This is a genomic window from Streptomyces sp. SID11385 (assembly GCF_010548245.1).
Classification (GTDB): domain Bacteria; phylum Actinomycetota; class Actinomycetes; order Streptomycetales; family Streptomycetaceae; genus Streptomyces.
Genome location: NZ_JAAGLR010000401.1, coordinates 1 through 16719 on the forward strand (window position 1 = coordinate 1; position 16719 = coordinate 16719).

At 69.2% G+C, this 16719-nt stretch carries 29 protein-coding genes; 23 read left to right on the top strand and 6 right to left on the bottom strand.

Features of this window, described 5'->3' with window-relative positions:
* From G3I42_RS11965 to G3I42_RS11975, 3 genes are all read right to left on the bottom strand, one after another.
* The coding region (locus G3I42_RS11965) for a putative T7SS-secreted protein (RefSeq protein ID WP_343244526.1) at window positions 1-833 on the bottom strand (833 nt) is incomplete at its 3' end.
* A 5-nt stretch (window positions 834-838) separates the two neighbouring features.
* Window positions 839-1177 carry a hypothetical protein gene (locus G3I42_RS11970; RefSeq protein WP_239096410.1) on the bottom strand — a complete coding sequence of 113 codons (339 nt, stop codon included), beginning with the start codon at window positions 1175-1177 and terminating at the stop codon, window positions 839-841.
* A gap of 120 nt (window positions 1178-1297) precedes the next feature.
* Window positions 1298-2134, bottom strand: coding sequence for an SDR family NAD(P)-dependent oxidoreductase (locus G3I42_RS11975; RefSeq protein ID WP_164285233.1), 837 nt, complete (start codon window positions 2132-2134; stop codon window positions 1298-1300).
* A 132-nt stretch (window positions 2135-2266) separates the two neighbouring features.
* Here G3I42_RS11975 and G3I42_RS11980 point away from each other — a divergent pair, with 132 nt between their 5' ends.
* On the top strand, window positions 2267-2926 hold the full coding sequence (locus tag G3I42_RS11980; RefSeq protein WP_164285236.1) for a TetR family transcriptional regulator: 660 nt from the start codon (window positions 2267-2269) through the stop codon (window positions 2924-2926).
* 122 nt (window positions 2927-3048) lie between these two features.
* Here the strand turns inward: G3I42_RS11980 and G3I42_RS11985 are convergent, their stop codons facing one another.
* A complete protein-coding gene (locus tag G3I42_RS11985; RefSeq protein WP_164285238.1) occupies window positions 3049-3675 on the bottom strand; it encodes a TetR/AcrR family transcriptional regulator in 627 nt (208 codons plus the stop codon).
* 266 nt (window positions 3676-3941) lie between these two features.
* On the opposite strand from G3I42_RS11985, the gene G3I42_RS11990 reads away from it, so the two are divergent.
* Window positions 3942-5033, top strand: coding sequence for a zinc-binding dehydrogenase (locus tag G3I42_RS11990; protein WP_164285240.1), 1092 nt, complete (start codon window positions 3942-3944; stop codon window positions 5031-5033).
* Between the two features lie 109 nt (window positions 5034-5142).
* Complete coding sequence (locus G3I42_RS11995; RefSeq protein WP_343244527.1) at window positions 5143-5670, top strand: hypothetical protein; 528 nt, start codon at window positions 5143-5145, stop codon at window positions 5668-5670.
* Between the two features lie 34 nt (window positions 5671-5704).
* Here G3I42_RS11995 and G3I42_RS12000 read toward each other — a convergent pair whose 3' ends face one another.
* Both G3I42_RS12000 and G3I42_RS12005 read right to left on the bottom strand, forming a co-directional pair.
* Window positions 5705-5956: a hypothetical protein gene (locus G3I42_RS12000; RefSeq protein WP_164285242.1), complete on the bottom strand. Its 252-nt coding sequence runs from the start codon at window positions 5954-5956 to the stop codon at window positions 5705-5707.
* A complete protein-coding gene (locus G3I42_RS12005) occupies window positions 5953-6840 on the bottom strand; it encodes a hypothetical protein (protein ID WP_164285244.1) in 888 nt (295 codons plus the stop codon). The genes G3I42_RS12000 and G3I42_RS12005 overlap by 4 nt, the downstream gene beginning before the upstream one ends.
* Before the next feature lie 523 nt (window positions 6841-7363).
* Between G3I42_RS12005 and rpsJ the strand changes: the two genes are divergently transcribed.
* The 20 genes from rpsJ to rpmD all read left to right on the top strand — a co-directional run bounded on the left by rpsJ (window position 7364) and on the right by rpmD (window position 16719).
* Entirely contained in the window at window positions 7364-7672 is a 309-nt protein-coding gene (gene rpsJ / locus G3I42_RS12010) for a 30S ribosomal protein S10 (RefSeq protein WP_003948644.1), read from the top strand.
* Between the two features lie 17 nt (window positions 7673-7689).
* Window positions 7690-8334: a 50S ribosomal protein L3 gene (gene rplC / locus G3I42_RS12015; protein ID WP_007825980.1), complete on the top strand. Its 645-nt coding sequence runs from the start codon at window positions 7690-7692 to the stop codon at window positions 8332-8334.
* A 7-nt stretch (window positions 8335-8341) separates the two neighbouring features.
* A complete protein-coding gene (gene rplD / locus G3I42_RS12020) occupies window positions 8342-8992 on the top strand; it encodes a 50S ribosomal protein L4 (RefSeq protein WP_007825982.1) in 651 nt (216 codons plus the stop codon).
* Window positions 8992-9411 (top strand): 50S ribosomal protein L23, encoded by a 420-nt coding sequence (rplW, locus tag G3I42_RS12025; protein WP_007825983.1) that lies wholly within the window; start codon window positions 8992-8994, stop codon window positions 9409-9411. The genes rplD and rplW overlap by 1 nt, the downstream gene beginning before the upstream one ends.
* Window positions 9412-9451: 40 nt before the next feature.
* Window positions 9452-10288: a 50S ribosomal protein L2 gene (gene rplB / locus G3I42_RS12030; protein ID WP_008747478.1), complete on the top strand. Its 837-nt coding sequence runs from the start codon at window positions 9452-9454 to the stop codon at window positions 10286-10288.
* 12 nt (window positions 10289-10300) lie between these two features.
* The gene (rpsS, locus tag G3I42_RS12035) at window positions 10301-10582 is read left to right on the top strand and encodes a 30S ribosomal protein S19 (RefSeq protein ID WP_003948639.1); all 282 of its coding nucleotides are present in this window, start codon (window positions 10301-10303) and stop codon (window positions 10580-10582) included.
* Between the two features lie 41 nt (window positions 10583-10623).
* Window positions 10624-10971 carry a 50S ribosomal protein L22 gene (rplV, locus tag G3I42_RS12040; protein ID WP_010266243.1) on the top strand — a complete coding sequence of 116 codons (348 nt, stop codon included), beginning with the start codon at window positions 10624-10626 and terminating at the stop codon, window positions 10969-10971.
* On the top strand, window positions 10971-11804 hold the full coding sequence (rpsC, locus tag G3I42_RS12045; protein WP_007825986.1) for a 30S ribosomal protein S3: 834 nt from the start codon (window positions 10971-10973) through the stop codon (window positions 11802-11804). Before rplV ends, rpsC begins: the two co-directional genes overlap by 1 nt.
* A gap of 3 nt (window positions 11805-11807) precedes the next feature.
* Window positions 11808-12227 (top strand): 50S ribosomal protein L16, encoded by a 420-nt coding sequence (gene rplP / locus G3I42_RS12050; RefSeq protein ID WP_007825988.1) that lies wholly within the window; start codon window positions 11808-11810, stop codon window positions 12225-12227.
* On the top strand, window positions 12227-12451 hold the full coding sequence (rpmC, locus tag G3I42_RS12055; protein WP_007825990.1) for a 50S ribosomal protein L29: 225 nt from the start codon (window positions 12227-12229) through the stop codon (window positions 12449-12451). The genes rplP and rpmC overlap by 1 nt, the downstream gene beginning before the upstream one ends.
* The gene (gene rpsQ, locus G3I42_RS12060) at window positions 12451-12738 is read left to right on the top strand and encodes a 30S ribosomal protein S17 (RefSeq protein WP_007825995.1); all 288 of its coding nucleotides are present in this window, start codon (window positions 12451-12453) and stop codon (window positions 12736-12738) included. Before rpmC ends, rpsQ begins: the two co-directional genes overlap by 1 nt.
* 107 nt (window positions 12739-12845) lie before the next feature.
* The gene (gene rplN, locus G3I42_RS12065; protein WP_003966950.1) at window positions 12846-13214 is read left to right on the top strand and encodes a 50S ribosomal protein L14; all 369 of its coding nucleotides are present in this window, start codon (window positions 12846-12848) and stop codon (window positions 13212-13214) included.
* 2 nt (window positions 13215-13216) lie between these two features.
* Window positions 13217-13540, top strand: a complete 324-nt coding sequence (gene rplX / locus G3I42_RS12070) for a 50S ribosomal protein L24 (protein ID WP_007825997.1) — start codon at window positions 13217-13219, stop codon at window positions 13538-13540.
* A complete protein-coding gene (gene rplE / locus G3I42_RS12075; protein WP_030994300.1) occupies window positions 13540-14097 on the top strand; it encodes a 50S ribosomal protein L5 in 558 nt (185 codons plus the stop codon). The genes rplX and rplE overlap by 1 nt, the downstream gene beginning before the upstream one ends.
* Window positions 14098-14100: 3 nt before the next feature.
* Entirely contained in the window at window positions 14101-14286 is a 186-nt protein-coding gene (locus G3I42_RS12080; RefSeq protein WP_008747480.1) for a type Z 30S ribosomal protein S14, read from the top strand.
* 238 nt (window positions 14287-14524) lie between these two features.
* The gene (rpsH, locus tag G3I42_RS12090) at window positions 14525-14923 is read left to right on the top strand and encodes a 30S ribosomal protein S8 (RefSeq protein WP_007826000.1); all 399 of its coding nucleotides are present in this window, start codon (window positions 14525-14527) and stop codon (window positions 14921-14923) included.
* Between the two features lie 21 nt (window positions 14924-14944).
* Window positions 14945-15484: a 50S ribosomal protein L6 gene (gene rplF, locus G3I42_RS12095; protein ID WP_009066249.1), complete on the top strand. Its 540-nt coding sequence runs from the start codon at window positions 14945-14947 to the stop codon at window positions 15482-15484.
* Between the two features lie 3 nt (window positions 15485-15487).
* Complete coding sequence (gene rplR / locus G3I42_RS12100) at window positions 15488-15871, top strand: 50S ribosomal protein L18 (RefSeq protein WP_007826004.1); 384 nt, start codon at window positions 15488-15490, stop codon at window positions 15869-15871.
* A gap of 63 nt (window positions 15872-15934) precedes the next feature.
* Complete coding sequence (rpsE, locus tag G3I42_RS12105; RefSeq protein WP_008747483.1) at window positions 15935-16537, top strand: 30S ribosomal protein S5; 603 nt, start codon at window positions 15935-15937, stop codon at window positions 16535-16537.
* Window positions 16537-16719, top strand: coding sequence for a 50S ribosomal protein L30 (rpmD, locus tag G3I42_RS12110; protein ID WP_056701158.1), 183 nt, complete (start codon window positions 16537-16539; stop codon window positions 16717-16719). The genes rpsE and rpmD overlap by 1 nt, the downstream gene beginning before the upstream one ends.

The following is a 16719-nucleotide window of genomic DNA, read 5'->3' on the forward strand; positions in this document are numbered from 1 at the left end:
CGTGCCCCGCTCGTGGCGTTCCCCGCCCGCGCCTCCGCCGCGCCCGAGGCGAGCCCGGCCGCCGTCGTGCGCGCCGCGTCCTGGAGCGAGCCGATGGCGTGGGCGGCGCGCACCCCGTCGCGGGCGAACTTGAGGGCGACGACATCGAGGACGACGTCGAGCCAGGAGCACGTCCCCGCCCCGGCCTGCGCGAGGTGGAGGGCGGCGACGGAGAGGCTCGTGCCGAGCGCGAGCGGCCCGAGGGCGGGGAGGAACATCGCGGCGAAACCGGCGAGGGTCGCCGTCCAGCCGAGCGCGTCGACGAGGTCGTCGAGGGTGTCGGAGGCGAGCACGCGGGAGACGAACGCCGCGGCGGGCACGGCGAAGTCGTCGTAGAGGGAGTCGGTGAGGGCGTCGTCGACGGCGGCGCGGACGAGGCGGGCGTGGTGCGCGGCCTCGTCCTCGTACTCCTCGGTGAGGCGGGAGAGCCGGGCGCGGAGCGCGGGCAGAGCGGGCTCGCTCCCGGTACGGGCCTCGGCGAGGAGGTGGGCGGCGGCGGAGCGGAGGTGGTGGAGCGTGTCGGCCCAGGCGGCGAGGGCGCGGTGGACGCGGGCGTAGCGGGTCGCGGCGGTGGCGAGCCGGGCGGCGAGGTCGTGGGTGTGGGCGCGCAGGGAGTCGGCGTACCGGCCGCGCAGGACGTCGTCGTCGCCGATGAGGCGCAGGGCCTCGGCCTGCTCCTGGAGGCGCTCGGCGACGGTACGGAGGCGGGCGGCCTCGGTGCGCAGGGCGGCGGGGTCACCGGGCAGGGGGTCGTGGGCGCACAGCGGGTGCCAGTCGGTGGGGGACGGGGGCACGGGCGTCAGGGGCGCGGGGCGAGGTGGGCGGGACCGGCGCCGTGGGCGGGACCGGCGCCGTGGGCGAGACCGGCCCCGTCGGCGAGGTCGGCGTCGTGGGCGCGGAAGGAGTCGCGGCTGTGGGTGAGGAGTTGGCCCACGGTGTCGAGGGAGGTGAGGAGGCGGCCGCGGTTGTCGTCCCAGTTGGCGGCGAATTCCCGTACGGCAGAGGCGAGTTCGGGGGAGCCCACGAGCCGGGCGAGGTCATCGGCGCGGTCGTCGATGTCGCGGAACTCGCGGCGCAGCCGGGCGAGCCGATCGGCGGACCGGCCGAGCAACGCGAGATCGACACGGAGGTCGGTCATGCGCGGCACGCTAGCCGACCCGTCCGCCTCCCCCCGCCGCCCCGGCAGCCGCCCCCGGCCCCCCGCAAGGCCCCGCCCCGCCGCGCCTCACCCGAAGGAGTGAGGCGCCGCCGCACTCCGTCACTCCCCCTTCGGGAAGTCCGCCGAGCGGCTCAGGTCCTCCCACTTCGCGTCCTCGGCGACGCGGCCCGACCAGGCGGCGCGCCCGTACTCGTAGGCGTCGCTGCCGAGGAGGAGACGGACGGGGGGCTCGTCGAGCGAGGCCACGGTCAGGATCGCCTCGGCGACGCGGACGGGGTCGCCGGGCGCGCGGGTGTCGAAGTCGTTCCGCAGCTTCGCGGCGCCGGCCATCAGCTCCTGGTATGGGCCGCTGGCCTCCGGCACCTTCATCGACCCGGCGCCCCACTGGGTCCGCATCCCGCCCGGCTCGACGACCGTGATTTTGACGCCGAACGAGGCCGTCTCCGCCGCGAGCACCTCCGAGAAGCCGCCCACGGCCCACTTCGCCGACTGGTACGCCCCGAGCCCCGGGCTCGCGACGCGTCCGCCGACCGAGGAGATCTGGATGATGTGGCCGCCGCCCTGCTTACGCAGCACGGGAAGCGCCGCGCGGCTCGTGTAGACGACGCCGTAGAAGTTCGTGTCCATCTGCCGCCGGAAGACGTCGATGTCGGTGTCCTCGATGGTGACGAGGTCCGCCTGCCCCGCGTTGTTGACGAGGACGTCGAGCCGCCCGAAGCGCTCGACCGCCTCGGCGACGACGCGCTCGGCGGCGGCCGGATCGGTCACGTCGTGCCGCGTGGTGGCGAGCGCGTCACCGTACGAGGCGCGCAGGTCGTCGAGCGTACGGGGATCGCGCGCCGTGGCGAGCACGCGGTGACCGGCCTGGAGCGCGGTCTCGACGAGGGCGCGGCCGAGACCGCGCGAGGAACCGGTGACGAGGAAGACCTGGGACATGGGAGGAGCCTCCGAGGGGGATGTAACGCAATGGGATTGCGTTATCTGCCTCCACGGTACACCGCATCGGCGTTTAACGCACGCGGCACGCGTTAAGCGCGTCCCGCGTCGCCCGGACGCTAGATTTGGTCCATGCCCACCCACCGCCGCGCCCGCTCCCAGGAGGCCAAGCAGCAACGTGCCGAGGACCTGCTCGACGCGGCCCGCAGGCTCGCGGCCGAGACCGGGGGAGTGCGGTACCTCACGCTGGCGGCGGTCACGGAGACGGCCGGACTCCACCCCTCGGCGATCCGCCGCTACTTCGACAGCAAGGAGGAACTCCTCCTCGAACTCGCCGAACGCGAGTGGGTGGACTGGCGCGAGGAGGTGCTGCGCCGCGCGAAGGCCGCTACCCGGCTGGGCCCGGAGGAGACGGCGGAAGTGCTCGCCGGGGGCCTCCTCGCACGCCCCCTGCTCTGCGACCTCTTCACGCACATCCCGCTGAGCCTGGAGGGCGAAGTCCCCCTGGAGCGCGCCCGCCGCTACAAGGAACTCTCCGTCACCTCGGTCGCCGCGATGTCGGCCGCGCTCGCCGACGCGGGCACGATGACCGCCCCCCAGGTCGCCGACCTGATCGCCGCCACCGCCGCCCAGACCGCCCACGCCTGGCAGATCGCCCACCCCACCGCCACCCTCGCCACCCTCTACGAGCAACACCCCGAGTGGGCCCACACGGTCTACGGCATGACGGAAAGGGTGACGAGGCTGCTGAAGGCGACGGCGAGGGGGCTGGCGGCGGAGAGCCGCGATTAGGCCCCTCCGGCACCCTTTCCAGCCCCTCCGGCGCCCGCACAAATCAAGCCCCTCCGGGGGTACCTCCCGGCCGGAGGCTGGGGGAGATTGAGGAGCGGGGTCCGGGGCGGAGCCCCGCGAGGTCACCCCCGCCGAGGGCTGATCCAAGCAGGCAGCACAGCCTCCACCGCTTCCACGAACAGGGCCACATCCCGCTCCCCCCGGAGGGAGAGCCACGCCTCCATCACCCCCACCTGCCCATGCGCCACGAACCGGCTCCACGCGTCGGTCCGCCACTCCACCGGCCCCGCCCCCGCGGGCAGCACCTCCGGGTCCCGCGCCACGTACACCCGTACCGACGTCCTGAGGTGCTCCACGAGCAGTTGCTGGAGCACCGGACTGCGCTGCCCCACGAGCCCCGCCGTGTACACGGCCTCGTACCGCAGGACGTGCTCGGCGAGCGCCGTGGTCGCCCCCTGCCACGACTCCGGCAGCGGCCCCACGGCCTCCGTCTCGGCGATCCAGTCCGCCCTGAGCCGGTCCAGGTCCGCGTACAGCACCCGTTTCAGCACCTCCGCCGGGCTCGGCGCGTGCTTGTAGAAGGTGGAGCGGTTGACCCCCGCGGCCCGTACGAGATCCGCGACCGCGACCTCCTCGACGGGCCGCTCGGCCGCGAGCCGCACGACGGCCTCGCTCAGGCGGGACCAGGTCCTGCGCACCCGTACGTCGGTGAGGTCGAGGGGGGAGGGCTCCTGCGTGCTTCCGGCCATCACCGCAGGCTAGCCGACCACGACCGGTGAGCTGCCCCCGTAACGCCTCTCACATGCGCAAAGCAACACCTGTCTCTTTTCTTTTCGGCCTCGCGGTGCCACACTGAGGAAAGCGGCAGAGCGGCCCGAACCGCACAAAACGGGCCCTGTCCGCGACCGCGCCCGGCGACCCTCGCGGGCCCCCGTTCCCCCCATGCGCGGCCTCTCGTACCACCCGCCCGGCCACCGGCATCCGGCGGCGGGCACGCGACATAAGGAAGCGGCACATGAAGGCAGCAGTCACCAAGGGTCTGGGGCAGGGCTTCGTCGTCGAGGACGTCACGCTCGCCGAGCCGGTCGGGCACGAGGTCAGGGTCGAGGTACGGGCCTCCGGGCTCTGCCACTCCGACCTCAGCGTCGCGACCTTCCTCGGCGGCGAGTTCCCCGCCGTGCTCGGGCACGAGGTCGCGGGCGTCGTCACCGCGACGGGCCCCGACGTCACCCAGGTCCGCGTCGGCGACCACGTCGTCGGCAGTCTCATCCAGTACTGCGGCGCGTGCGTCAACTGCCTCTCGGGGCGTACGTACCTCTGCGAGCACCCCGAGACGACGGTGCGCGCCCCGGGCGAGGCGCCCCGCCTGAGCCTCGGCGGCGAGCCGGTCTGGAACTTCTCCGGGCTCAGCGGCTTCGCCCAGGAGGCGCTGATCCACGAGTACCAGTTGGCGGTCGTCCCCGAGGAGATGCCCTTCGCCCCGGCCGCGCTGATCGGCTGCGGCGTCCTGACGGGTGCGGGCGCGGTGCTCAACAGCGCGGAGGTGCGGCACGGCGACACCGTCGTGGTCATGGGCGCGGGCGGGGTCGGCATGAACGCGGTGAGCGGCGCGCGGCTCGCGGGCGCCGGGCGGATCATCGTCACGGACATCGAGGACGGGAAGCTGGAGCGGGCGCGGGCCTTCGGCGCGACGGACGTCGTCAACTCCCGTACGCACGACCCCGTCGAGGCGGTCCGCGAGCTGACCGGCGGCGGTGCGGACCACGTCTTCGACTTCGTCGGCGCGCGGCCCGTCACCGCGCAGGGCTTCCAGATGCTCGGCAAGGGCGGCGGCCTCTACCTCATCGGCGTCGGCGGCACGGACGCGGGCGTCGAGGTGAACACCCTCGCCGCGCTCGGCGCCTCGCAGAAGGTGCAGGGCGTCTACATGGGCTCCTCGAACCTCAAGCGGGACATCCCCTTCTACGCCTCGATGTACCTCCAGGGCCGGATGAACCTCGACGACCTCGTCTCCAAGGAGATCGCGCTCGACGAGATCGACGCCGGCTACGAGGCGCTCAAGGACGGCACGACGGCACGGGTGGTCGTGACCGACTTCCTCCGCTGACGGAGCGAGCGTTCGTTCTGCTGCGGTGAGTGATCGTGGCCATCATCTTTTCTTCACTTTTCCTGATGGCTACGATCACTTGTCGTACGCAGGCGATCGATTCCGGGGAGTGGACACAGTGCGAGGACGCCGTCTCGGCAGGTGGGGGGCTCTGGCCGGCGCGGCGGCGCTCGGGTGCGCGCTCCTCGGTACGGGGTCCGCGAGCGCGGCCGAGGAGGCTCCCGAGATCGTCGAGGGCGTGGACATGGGCACGCAGGGCCCGTTCGCCGGGAGCGGTACGGACACGGAGACCATGGCGACCCGCGCCGCCGCAGCGACGACGGCGGCCCCCTCCTGCGTCGGCACGACGGCCGCCTACGGCTCGACCGCCTGCTTCGTCCCGTACGGCGACGTGGTCTGGGTGCTCGACACGAAGAAGGACGGCATGTCGGCGGCGGGCGGCGTCTACACCGACTACGGCCGCGCCTCGCGCGTCTGCGTCAACAAGGCGGGCGTGAACCACTGGGTCAAGTGCGACTACGACTACTGGGAAAAGGGCAACATCCAGCTCCGCGCCCTGCGCTACGACTCCGGCACCGAAAAGTTCTACGTCCCGGACGCCTGGTCCGACTGGATTCCGGTGGACGGCAAGTACTGAGCCCGCCGGGGCGGCCGACGGGCTCGGGGGCGGGCTACTCCCTGGGGAGGACGAACACGTCGTCGAGGGTGGTGGCGGTGACGGCTCTCTCGATCCAGATGCGAAGCAACTCGGCGTTGTCGCAGGACTCCATGAGCGCTTCCAGCTTGTTCGACACGTCGAAGCCGCGTACACGGAGGACCTGGAGCAGCGCGAGGAGCTGGCCCAGGAACTCACCGCGCTCGTGGGCCTGTGCGCAGATGAGCGCCTTGTGGAACGGATCGATCTCCGGCAGCTGGATGCTCACTCCTCGGCTCCGAAGACGTCGTCGAGGGTGGTGGCGGTGACGGCCTTGTCGAGCCAGTCGTGGAGCGTGGCCAGGTTATGGCACGCCTCGACGCGATCACGCACCTCGTCGGAGACGTCGAATCCACGCAGGGCCAGGACCCGGCGCACCGATGCGGCGGCTTCCTTCACCTGCCCCTCCTCTCGCCCTTCCTCCCGCAGCTCCTCGCTCAGCGGTGACGTGAAGAACGACAGATCGGTGGCCACGAGGTTCCTCCACATGATTCCGGCCTCGGTTCTGCCGAGACCTGAGGCGACGAGTTCTGTATAGGCGGCGGCGATGGCGTCGGCCTGCCAGGCCAGGGCAGTGGACAACGCCTTCATTGTGGCACCGGCGGTCGGCGATGTGGCGTGCGTCATGACCGTCAGTGCGGCGAGGGCGAGGTCCCGGCCGGCCACGTCCGGGTCGGTGATCGGGGCGAGGGTGTCGGGGCCGACGACCAAGGGACGAACGGTGAGGGCGGACCAGTCGGCGATGCCGTGGTCGTGGGCCCGGTCCGCCCATTTCGCCGTCCGGCGGTTCGCGGTCGCGACCAGGAGCAGGACCGGGGCGCGGTACTTGCTCATGAGGTACGCGACGTAGTACGCCCACGCGGCCGGTTTGAGCGGGTCGACCTTGGTCTGCGACTCCAGTGCGATCAGGTACTCGCCCCCGCCGGGGTCCTTGACCCGCAGCAGGCTGTCGACACGTCGTTCCAGCGGCTTCGTCTCGGTGAGATCCGTCTTCTCCTCATCGACTTCGGAGGGCTCCCCCACGTCCACGCCGAGGATGCGCAGGACGCGGGCGTAGAGGGTCTTGTCCTGGAGGAAGACCCGGTGGAGGGCTTCGTGTGGTGCGGTGACCATGAGGTCACGCTAAGTGGCCCGTACGTCCATCACACCGGCATATGCCGGATCTTCGCCGGTACGGGCGAAGCGCGGCCATTCGGTTGACTTCGGCGTCCGGTCGGCCCCGTTCAGGTACCCCGGTCGGCCGGCCGGTCCGTACCCCCGTTTGAACTGCGCCCCCTCGGGGGTAAGCTGTCCGGCCCGATTGGCGACCCGCTCGCTTCGTATGGCACACTGACCAGGTTGCTCGGTTGAGTGCTGATGCTGCGCGCCTCCCGCCGGGAGGACCGGAAGCGAGTCCCACGGTACTCGTCGGCCCTGTTGAGGGCCGGACGTACGGGAATCTTCCGGGAAGCAAGGCGCGGTGCCGACCAGGCGCCCTGGTGGAGGCTCCTCCCCGAATCCCGCGGTCACGATCGCAAAACCCCAGCGGTTCGCTGTTGGCGGCAATGCGACACGCCCGACCGCGTGTGCCGGAGGGAAGCAGACAGGATCCCCAGGGCCGCAAGAGCGTGACGAGAGACAGGACTACCAAGTAGCCATGGCGGGACAGAAGATCCGCATCCGGCTCAAGGCCTACGACCACGAGGTCATCGACTCCTCGGCGAAGAAGATCGTCGAGACGGTGACGCGTACTGGTGCGTCGGTCGCGGGCCCGGTGCCGCTGCCCACTGAGAAGAACGTGTACTGCGTCATCAAGTCGCCGCACAAGTACAAGGACTCGCGCGAGCACTTCGAGATGCGTACCCACAAGCGCCTGATCGACATCCTCGACCCGACGCCCAAGACCGTTGACTCCCTGATGCGACTCGACCTCCCGGCCGGTGTCGACATCGAGATCAAGCTCTGAGGGCCGGTGATCTGAGAATGACGAAGCAGATCAAGGGCATCCTGGGCGAGAAGCTCGGCATGACGCAGGTCTGGGACGACAACAACCGCGTTGTCCCCGTGACCGTCGTCAAGGCCGGTCCCTGTGTCGTGACCCAGGTGCGTACGAACGACAGCGACGGCTACGAGTCGGTCCAGATCGCCTTCGGCGAGATCGACCCGCGCAAGGTGAACAAGCCCCTCAAGGGCCACTTCGCCAAGGCCGACGTGACCCCCCGCCGCCACCTCGTCGAGATCCGTACCTCGGACTCCTCCGAGTACACCCTCGGCCAGGAAGTCACCGCCGAGACCTTCGAGTCGGGCGTGAAGGTCGACGTCACCGGCAAGAGCAAGGGCAAGGGCTTCGCCGGTGTCATGAAGCGTCACAACTTCAAGGGCCTCGGCGCCGGTCACGGCACCCAGCGCAAGCACCGCTCGCCCGGTTCCATCGGTGGCTGCGCCACCCCTGGCCGCGTGTTCAAGGGTCTGCGCATGGCGGGCCGCATGGGCAACGAGCGGGTCACCACCCAGAACCTGACCGTCCACGCCGTTGACGCGGAGAAGGGTCTGCTGCTCATCAAGGGCGCCGTCCCCGGTCCGAACGGCGGCCTCGTCCTGGTCCGCACCGCGGCCAAGGGGGCCTGAGGTAACGATGAGCACTGTTGACATCCTTTCGCCCGCGGGCGACAAGGCCGGGACCGTCGAGCTCCCCGCGGAGATCTTCGACGCGAAGGTCAGCGTTCCGCTGATCCACCAGGTCGTCGTCGCTCAGCTGGCCGCTGCCCGTCAGGGCACGCACAAGACGAAGACGCGTGGCGAGGTCCGCGGCGGCGGCAAGAAGCCGTACCGCCAGAAGGGCACCGGTCGCGCCCGCCAGGGCTCGACCCGCGCTCCGCAGTTCGCCGGTGGTGGCGTCGTGCACGGTCCCGTGCCGCGTGACTACTCGCAGCGGACCCCGAAGAAGATGAAGGCCGCCGCCCTGCGCGGTGCCCTCTCCGACCGGGCCCGCAACGCGCGCATCCACGTCGTCTCCGGCGTGATCGAGGGCGAGGTCTCCACGAAGGCCGCGAAGACGCTGTTCGGCAAGATCTCGGAGCGCAAGAACCTGCTCCTGGTCGCCGAGCGCTCCGACGAGGCCGCGTGGCTCTCCGCCCGCAACCTGCCCCGGGTGCACATCCTGGAGCCGGGCCAGCTGAACACGTACGACGTTCTCGTCTCGGACGACGTGGTCTTCACCCAGGCCGCTTTCGAGTCCTTCGTCGCCGGCCCGCAGGCCAACGACAAGGAAGGGAGTGACGCCTGATGGCCACGCGTCACCCGAGCATCGCCTCGAAGGCGGCCAAGGCCGCCAAGGCCGCGCGCGTCGCCAAGGCGCGCCGCCACGAGGCCGAGGGCAAGAACACCGTCGAGACGCCGCTGAGCAAGAGCTTCACGGACCCCCGTGACGTCCTCCTGCGTCCGGTCGTCTCGGAGAAGAGCTACGCGCTGCTCGACGAGGGCAAGTACACCTTCATCGTCGACCCGCGGGCCAACAAGACCCAGATCAAGCAGGCCGTCCAGGCGGTCTTCGAGGTCAAGGTCACCGGGGTCAACACGATCAACCGCCAGGGCAAGCGCAAGCGCACCCGCACCGGCTTCGGCAAGCGTGCGGACAGCAAGCGCGCGATCGTGACCCTCGCCGAGGGCGACCGTATCGACATCTTCGGCGGTCCGACCTCCTGACGGAGGTCCGGATCGTTCGATATCGGACGAGGACTTAAGAATGGGTATCCGCAAGTACAAGCCGACGACTCCGGGCCGTCGTGGCTCCAGCGTCGCCGACTTCGTCGAGGTCACGCGGTCCACGCCGGAGAAGTCGCTGGTCCGCCCGCTGCACAGCAAGGGCGGCCGTAACAACGCCGGTCGTGTGACCGTTCGCCACCAGGGTGGCGGACACAAGCGCGCCTACCGAGTGATCGACTTCCGTCGTCACGACAAGGACGGCGTGCCGGCGAAGGTCGCGCACATCGAGTACGACCCGAACCGCACCGCGCGCATCGCGCTGCTGCACTACGCCGACGGCGAGAAGCGCTACATCATCGCGCCGCGCGGCCTCCAGCAGGGCGACCGGGTCGAGAACGGCCAGGGCGCCGACATCAAGCCCGGCAACAACCTGCCGCTGCGCCACATCCCGGTCGGTACGACGGTGCACGCGATCGAGCTCCGCCCCGGTGGCGGCGCCAAGTTCGCCCGCTCCGCCGGTGCCTCCGTGCAGCTCCTGGCTCGTGAGGGCGCCATGGCGACCCTGCGTATGCCGTCCGGCGAGATCCGCATGGTGGACGCGCGCTGCCGCGCCACCGTCGGTGAGGTCGGCAACGCCGAGCAGTCGAACATCAACTGGGGCAAGGCCGGCCGCAAGCGCTGGCTGGGCGTGCGCCCGACCGTTCGCGGTGTGGCGATGAACCCGGTTGACCACCCCCACGGTGGTGGTGAGGGCAAGACCTCCGGTGGTCGCCACCCGGTCAGCCCCTGGGGTCAGAAGGAGGGTCGTACGCGCTCTCCCAAGAAGGCGAGCAGCAAGTACATCGTCCGCCGCCGCAAGACGAACAAGAAGCGCTAGGAGCGGGTTTAGATGCCGCGCAGTCTCAAGAAGGGGCCCTTCGTCGACGACCACCTCATCAAGAAGGTGGACGTACAGAACGAAGCCGGCACCAAGAACGTCATCAAGACCTGGTCCCGTCGCTCGATGATCGTCCCGGCCATGCTGGGCCACACCATCGCGGTGCACAACGGCAAGACCCACATCCCGGTGTTTGTCACCGAGTCCATGGTCGGCCACAAGCTCGGCGAGTTCTCGCCGACGCGCACCTTCCGGGGTCACGTCAAGGACGACCGGAAGTCGAAGCGCCGCTAACGCGGGGTGAATGACCAATGACAGACACTGAAGGGACAACCATGGAAGCCAGGGCCCAGGCGCGGTACATCCGCGTCACGCCCATGAAGGCCCGCCGTGTGGTGGACCTCATCCGTGGCATGGACGCCACGGAGGCCCAGGCGGTCCTGCGCTTCGCCCCGCAGGCCGCGAGTGAGCCCGTTGGCAAGGTGCTGGACAGCGCCATCGCCAACGCCGCGCACAACTACGACCACACCGACGCCTCCACGCTGGTCATCAGCGAGGCGTACGTCGACGAGGGCCCGACGCTCAAGCGTTTCCGTCCGCGCGCCCAGGGCCGCGCCTACCGGATTCGCAAGCGGACCAGCCACATCACCGTGGTCGTCAGCGCCAAGGAAGGAACCCGGTAATGGGCCAGAAGGTAAACCCGCACGGGTTCCGGCTCGGCATCACCACCGACTTCAAGTCGCGGTGGTACGCCGACAAGCTGTACAAGGACTACGTCAAGGAAGACGTCGCCATTCGTCGCATGATGACGAAGGGCATGGAGCGCGCCGGTATCTCGAAGGTGGAGATCGAGCGCACCCGTGACCGCGTCCGCGTCGACATCCACACCGCCCGGCCGGGCATCGTCATCGGCCGTCGCGGCGCGGAGGCCGACCGCATCCGCGGCGAGCTGGAGAAGCTCACCGGCAAGCAGGTCCAGCTGAACATCCTCGAGGTCAAGAACCCCGAGGTCGACGCTCAGCTCGTGGCCCAGGCCGTCGCCGAGCAGCTCTCCAGCCGCGTCTCCTTCCGGCGGGCCATGCGCAAGAGCATGCAGTCCTCCATGAAGGCCGGTGCCAAGGGCATCAAGATCCAGTGCGGCGGTCGCCTCGGCGGCGCCGAGATGTCCCGCTCGGAGTTCTACCGCGAGGGCCGTGTGCCCCTGCACACGCTTCGCGCGAACGTGGACTACGGCTTCTTCGAGGCCAAGACGACCTTCGGCCGTATCGGCGTGAAGGTCTGGATCTACAAGGGCGACGTCAAGAACATCGCCGAGGTTCGCGCCGAGAACGCCGCTGCCCGCGCCGGCAACCGTCCGGCCCGTGGCGGCAACGACCGCCCGGCCCGTGGTGGCCGCGGTGGCGAGCGTGGCGGTCGCGGTCGTAAGCCGCAGTCGACGCCGGCTGCCGAGGCCCCCAAGGCCGAGGCTCCTGCCGCCGCGTCCGCTCCGGCCGAGAGCACCGGAACGGAGGGCTGACCCATGCTGATCCCCCGCAGGGTCAAGCACCGCAAGCAGCACCACCCCAAGCGCGATGGCATGGCCAAGGGTGGTACGGAGGTCACGTTCGGCGAGTACGGCATCCAGGCCGTCACTCCCGCGTACGTCACCAACCGCCAGATCGAGGCGGCCCGTATCGCGATGACCCGCCACATCAAGCGTGGCGGCAAGGTCTGGATCAACATCTACCCGGACCGCCCGCTGACCAAGAAGCCTGCCGAGACCCGCATGGGTTCCGGTAAGGGTTCGCCGGAGTGGTGGATCGCGAACGTCAAGCCCGGTCGGGTGATGTTCGAGCTCTCCTACCCGAACGAGAAGATCGCTCGTGAGGCGCTCACCCGCGCGGCTCACAAGCTCCCGATGAAGTGCCGGATCGTGCGGCGCGAGGCAGGTGAGGCGTGATGTCGGCCGGAACCAAGGCGTCCGAGCTGCGCGAGCTGGGCAACGAGGAGCTTGTTGCCAAGCTGACCGAGGCCAAGGAAGAGCTGTTCAACCTCCGCTTCCAGGCGGCGACCGGGCAGCTTGAGAACCACGGCCGGCTGAAGGCCGTCCGCAAGGACATCGCCCGGATCTACACCCTGATGCGTGAGCGCGAGCTGGGCATCGAGACGGTGGAGAGCGCCTGATGAGCGAGAGCAACGTGACTGAAGAGACCAAGGCCGCACGCGGCCAGCGCAAGGTCCGCGAGGGCCTTGTCGTCAGCGACAAGATGGACAAGACCGTCGTCGTCGCTGTCGAGGACCGCGTCAAGCACGCGCTGTACGGCAAGGTCATCCGCCGTACGCACCGCCTGAAGGCTCACGACGAGCAGAACTCCGCCGGTGTCGGCGACCGCGTCCTCCTCATGGAGACCCGGCCGCTGTCCGCCGGTAAGAACTGGCGCATCGTCGAGATCCTCGAAAAGGCCAAGTAAACCCCTCCGAGGGGCAGTTCGTCCCCTCGGACCAGTTCCGCCAGGCTCCGGGGGCCGCGCTTACCGGCACGGCCCCCGGGGAACCGGCAGACGATCAGGAGACAGACGTGATCCAGCAGGAGTCGCGACTGCGTGTCGCCGACAACACGGGTGCGAAGGAAATCCTCACCATCCGTGTTCTCGGTGGCTCCGGTCGCCGCTACGCGGGCATCGGTGACGTCATCGTCGCCACCGTGAAGGACGCGATCCCCGGCGGCAACGTGAAGAAGGGTGACGTCGTCAAGGCGGTCATCGTTCGCACCGTCAAGGAGCGCCGTCGCCAGGATGGCTCGTACATCCGCTTCGACGAGAACGCCGCCGTCATTCTCAAGAACGACGGCGACCCCCGCGGCACCCGTATCTTCGGCCCGGTGGGCCGTGAGCTGCGCGAGAAGAAGTTCATGAAGATCATCTCGCTCGCGCCGGAGGTGCTGTAAGCATGAAGATCAAGAAGGGCGACCTGGTCCAGGTCATCACCGGTAAGGACAAGGGCAAGCAGGGCAAGGTCATCGCGGCCTTCCCCCGCGAGGACCGCGTCCTGGTCGAGGGTGTCAACCGGGTCAAGAAGCACACCAAGGCGAACCAGCCCGGGCAGGCCTCGCAGGCCGGTGGCATCATCACCACCGAGGCGCCGGTCCACGTGAGCAACGTGCAGCTGGTCGTGGAGAAGGACGGCAACAAGGTCGTCACCCGCGTCGGCTACCGCTTCGACGAGGACGGCAACAAGATCCGCGTTGCCAAGCGGACGGGTGAGGACATCTGATGACGACCACCACAGCCCCCCGCCTGAAGCAGAAGTACCGCGAGGAGATCGCGGGCAAGCTGCGTGACGAGTTCAAGTACGAGAACGTCATGCAGATCCCCGGTCTCGTCAAGATCGTGGTCAACATGGGTGTCGGCGACGCCGCCCGTGACTCGAAGCTGATGGACGGCGCCATCCGCGACCTCACCACGATCACCGGCCAGAAGCCGGCCGTGACGAAGGCCCGGAAGTCCATCGCGCAGTTCAAGCTGCGCGAGGGCCAGCCCATCGGCGCCCACGTCACGCTCCGCGGCGACCGCATGTGGGAGTTCCTGGACCGCACCCTGTCGCTCGCGCTCCCGCGCATCCGCGACTTCCGCGGTCTGTCCCCCAAGCAGTTCGACGGCCGTGGCAACTACACCTTCGGTCTCACCGAGCAGGTCATGTTCCACGAGATCGACCAGGACAAGATCGACCGCACCCGGGGTATGGACATCACCGTGGTGACCACGGCGACCAACGACGAAGAGGGCCGTTCGCTCCTCCGTCACCTCGGCTTCCCGTTCAAGGAGGCGTGAGCCGTGGCGAAGAAGGCTCTCATCGCAAAGTCCGAGCGCAAGCCGAAGTTCGGCGTGCGCGCGTACACCCGCTGCCAGCGCTGCGGGCGTCCGCACTCCGTCTACCGCAAGTTCGGCCTGTGCCGCGTGTGCCTTCGTGAGATGGCCCACCGCGGCGAGCTGCCGGGCGTGACCAAGAGCAGCTGGTAGTCAGCCCTTTCAGGGTGATACCAGCCTCTCGGTAAGCATCGGGGCGTCGGGACCCCCGCCTTCCATGGCTTAGTCTTGGAGGGTTGGGCGTCCCGCCGCCCTGGACCACTGGCGGGCACACGCCCGCAGTCAACGCTTACTACGCCGTAGGTCCCCGCGCCGCACCCGTCCCGTCCCGGATCGGGGAGAGGGATGGCGCACATAGGAAACCACGGCGAGAAAGGCCCAAGGCCAATTCATGACCATGACTGATCCCATCGCGGACATGCTGACGCGTCTGCGGAACGCCAACTCGGCGTACCACGACTCCGTGTCGATGCCGCACAGCAAGATCAAGTCGCACATCGCGGAGATCCTCCAGCAGGAGGGCTTCATCACCGGCTGGAAGACCGAGGACGCCGAGGTCGGCAAGAACCTCGTCATCGAGCTGAAGTTCGGCCCGAACCGTGAGCGCTCCATCGCGGGCATCAAGCGGATCTCGAAGCCGGGCCTGCGGGTCTACGCGAAGTCCACCAACCTGCCGAAGGTGCTCGGCGGCCTGGGCGTGGCGGTCATCTCCACGTCGCACGGTCTGCTCACCGACAAGCAGGCGTCGAAGAAGGGCGTGGGTGGGGAAGTCCTCGCCTACGTCTGGTAGTCGGGAACGGAGAAAAGCAACATGTCGCGAATCGGCAAGCTGCCCATCACGGTTCCCGCCGGCGTGGACGTCACCATCGACGGGCGCAAGGTGGACGTGAAGGGCCCCAAGGGCACCCTCAGCCACACCATCGCCGCCCCGATCGACATCGCCAAGGGCGAGGACGGCACCCTTTCGGTGACCCGCCCCAACGACGAGCGTCAGAACAGGGCTCTGCACGGCCTGTCCCGCACGCTGGTGGCGAACATGATCACCGGCGTGACCCAGGGTTACGTGAAGAAGCTCGAAATCAGCGGTGTCGGCTACCGCGTCCAGGCGAAGGGCTCCAACCTGGAGTTCGCCCTGGGCTACAGCCACTCCATCACCATCGAGGCGCCCGAGGGCATCTCGTTCAAGGTGGAGAACCCCACCCACTTCTCGGTCGAGGGCATCGACAAGCAGAAGGTGGGCGAGGTCGCCGCGAACATCCGCAAGCTGCGCAAGCCTGACCCGTACAAGGCCAAGGGCGTCAAGTACGAGGGCGAAGTCATCCGGCGCAAGGTCGGAAAGGCGGGTAAGTAAGCCATGGCATACGGCGTAAAGATTGCCAAGGGCGACGCCTACAAGCGCGCCGCCATCAAGCGGCGTCACATCCGCGTCCGCAAGCACGTCTCCGGTACGCCGGAGCGTCCGCGCCTGGTCGTGACGCGTTCCAACCGCCACATGGTCGCCCAGGTGATCGACGACATCAAGGGTCACACCCTGGCGTCGGCGTCCACCCTGGACAGCTCGATCCGCGGCACCGAGGGCGACAAGAGCGCCCTGGCCAAGCAGGTCGGCGCGCTCGTCGCCGAGCGTGCCAAGGCCGCCGGTGTCGAGGCCGTCGTGTTCGACCGTGGTGGCAACAAGTACGCGGGGCGCATCGCCGCCCTCGCGGACGCCGCCCGCGAGGCCGGGCTCAAGTTCTGAGCCGCCCGTCGCACAGCGACGTCGAGTCGCTGCGTAGCTAGCGGAAAAGAGAGAGGTAATCCAATGGCTGGACCCCAGCGCCGCGGTAGCGGTGCCGGTGGCGAGCGGCGGGACCGGAAGGGCCGTGACGGCGGAGCTTCCGCTGCCGAGAAGACCGCGTACGTCGAGCGCGTCGTCGCGATCAACCGTGTCGCCAAGGTAGTCAAGGGTGGTCGCCGCTTCAGCTTCACCGCGCTGGTCGTGGTGGGCGACGCGGACGGCACCGTCGGTGTCGGTTACGGCAAGGCCAAGGAGGTGCCGGCCGCCATCGCCAAGGGTGTGGAGGAGGCCAAGAAGCACTTCTTCAAGGTCCCCCGTATCCAGGGCACCATCCCGCACCCGATCCAGGGCGAGAAGGCCGCCGGCGTCGTGCTCCTGAAGCCGGCGTCGCCGGGTACCGGTGTTATCGCCGGTGGTCCCGTGCGTGCCGTCCTGGAGTGCGCGGGCGTGCACGACATCCTGTCGAAGTCGCTCGGCTCCGACAACGCCATCAACATCGTTCACGCGACCGTGGCGGCCCTCAAGGGCCTCCAGCGTCCCGAGGAGATCGCGGCCCGCCGCGGTCTGCCCCTCGAGGACGTGGCCCCCGCGGCCCTGCTCCGTGCGCGTGCCGGGGCGGGTGTCTGATGGCCCGCCTCAAGATCACGCAGACGAAGTCGTACATCGGCAGCAAGCAGAACCACCGTGACACCCTGCGTTCGCTCGGGCTCAAGCGCCTGCACGACACGGTTGTCAAGGAGGATCGTCCCGAGTTCCGCGGCATGGTGCACACCGTCCGCCACCTCGTGACGGTCGAGGAGGTCGACTGA

Bases quoted from the DNA above. Each gene is read 5' to 3' on its own strand.
- G3I42_RS11970 (WP_239096410.1), bottom strand. From the start codon at position 1,177: ATGACCGACCTCCGTGTCGATCTCGCGTTGCTCGGCCGGTCCGCCGAT.
- G3I42_RS11975 (WP_164285233.1), bottom strand. From the start codon at position 2,134: ATGTCCCAGGTCTTCCTCGTCACCGGTTCCTCGCGCGGTCTCGGCCGC.
- G3I42_RS11980 (WP_164285236.1), top strand. From the start codon at position 2,267: ATGCCCACCCACCGCCGCGCCCGCTCCCAGGAGGCCAAGCAGCAACGT.
- G3I42_RS11985 (WP_164285238.1), bottom strand. From the start codon at position 3,675: ATGGCCGGAAGCACGCAGGAGCCCTCCCCCCTCGACCTCACCGACGTA.
- G3I42_RS11990 (WP_164285240.1), top strand. From the start codon at position 3,942: ATGAAGGCAGCAGTCACCAAGGGTCTGGGGCAGGGCTTCGTCGTCGAG.
- G3I42_RS12005 (WP_164285244.1), bottom strand. From the start codon at position 6,840: ATGGTCACCGCACCACACGAAGCCCTCCACCGGGTCTTCCTCCAGGAC.
- rpsJ (WP_003948644.1), top strand. From the start codon at position 7,364: ATGGCGGGACAGAAGATCCGCATCCGGCTCAAGGCCTACGACCACGAG.
- rplC (WP_007825980.1), top strand. From the start codon at position 7,690: ATGACGAAGCAGATCAAGGGCATCCTGGGCGAGAAGCTCGGCATGACG.
- rplD (WP_007825982.1), top strand. From the start codon at position 8,342: ATGAGCACTGTTGACATCCTTTCGCCCGCGGGCGACAAGGCCGGGACC.
- rplW (WP_007825983.1), top strand. From the start codon at position 8,992: ATGGCCACGCGTCACCCGAGCATCGCCTCGAAGGCGGCCAAGGCCGCC.
- rplB (WP_008747478.1), top strand. From the start codon at position 9,452: ATGGGTATCCGCAAGTACAAGCCGACGACTCCGGGCCGTCGTGGCTCC.
- rpsS (WP_003948639.1), top strand. From the start codon at position 10,301: ATGCCGCGCAGTCTCAAGAAGGGGCCCTTCGTCGACGACCACCTCATC.
- rplV (WP_010266243.1), top strand. From the start codon at position 10,624: ATGGAAGCCAGGGCCCAGGCGCGGTACATCCGCGTCACGCCCATGAAG.
- rpsC (WP_007825986.1), top strand. From the start codon at position 10,971: ATGGGCCAGAAGGTAAACCCGCACGGGTTCCGGCTCGGCATCACCACC.
- rplP (WP_007825988.1), top strand. From the start codon at position 11,808: ATGCTGATCCCCCGCAGGGTCAAGCACCGCAAGCAGCACCACCCCAAG.
- rpmC (WP_007825990.1), top strand. From the start codon at position 12,227: ATGTCGGCCGGAACCAAGGCGTCCGAGCTGCGCGAGCTGGGCAACGAG.
- rpsQ (WP_007825995.1), top strand. From the start codon at position 12,451: ATGAGCGAGAGCAACGTGACTGAAGAGACCAAGGCCGCACGCGGCCAG.
- rplX (WP_007825997.1), top strand. From the start codon at position 13,217: ATGAAGATCAAGAAGGGCGACCTGGTCCAGGTCATCACCGGTAAGGAC.
- rplE (WP_030994300.1), top strand. From the start codon at position 13,540: ATGACGACCACCACAGCCCCCCGCCTGAAGCAGAAGTACCGCGAGGAG.
- rpsH (WP_007826000.1), top strand. From the start codon at position 14,525: ATGACCATGACTGATCCCATCGCGGACATGCTGACGCGTCTGCGGAAC.
- rplF (WP_009066249.1), top strand. From the start codon at position 14,945: ATGTCGCGAATCGGCAAGCTGCCCATCACGGTTCCCGCCGGCGTGGAC.
- rplR (WP_007826004.1), top strand. From the start codon at position 15,488: ATGGCATACGGCGTAAAGATTGCCAAGGGCGACGCCTACAAGCGCGCC.
- rpsE (WP_008747483.1), top strand. From the start codon at position 15,935: ATGGCTGGACCCCAGCGCCGCGGTAGCGGTGCCGGTGGCGAGCGGCGG.
- rpmD (WP_056701158.1), top strand. From the start codon at position 16,537: ATGGCCCGCCTCAAGATCACGCAGACGAAGTCGTACATCGGCAGCAAG.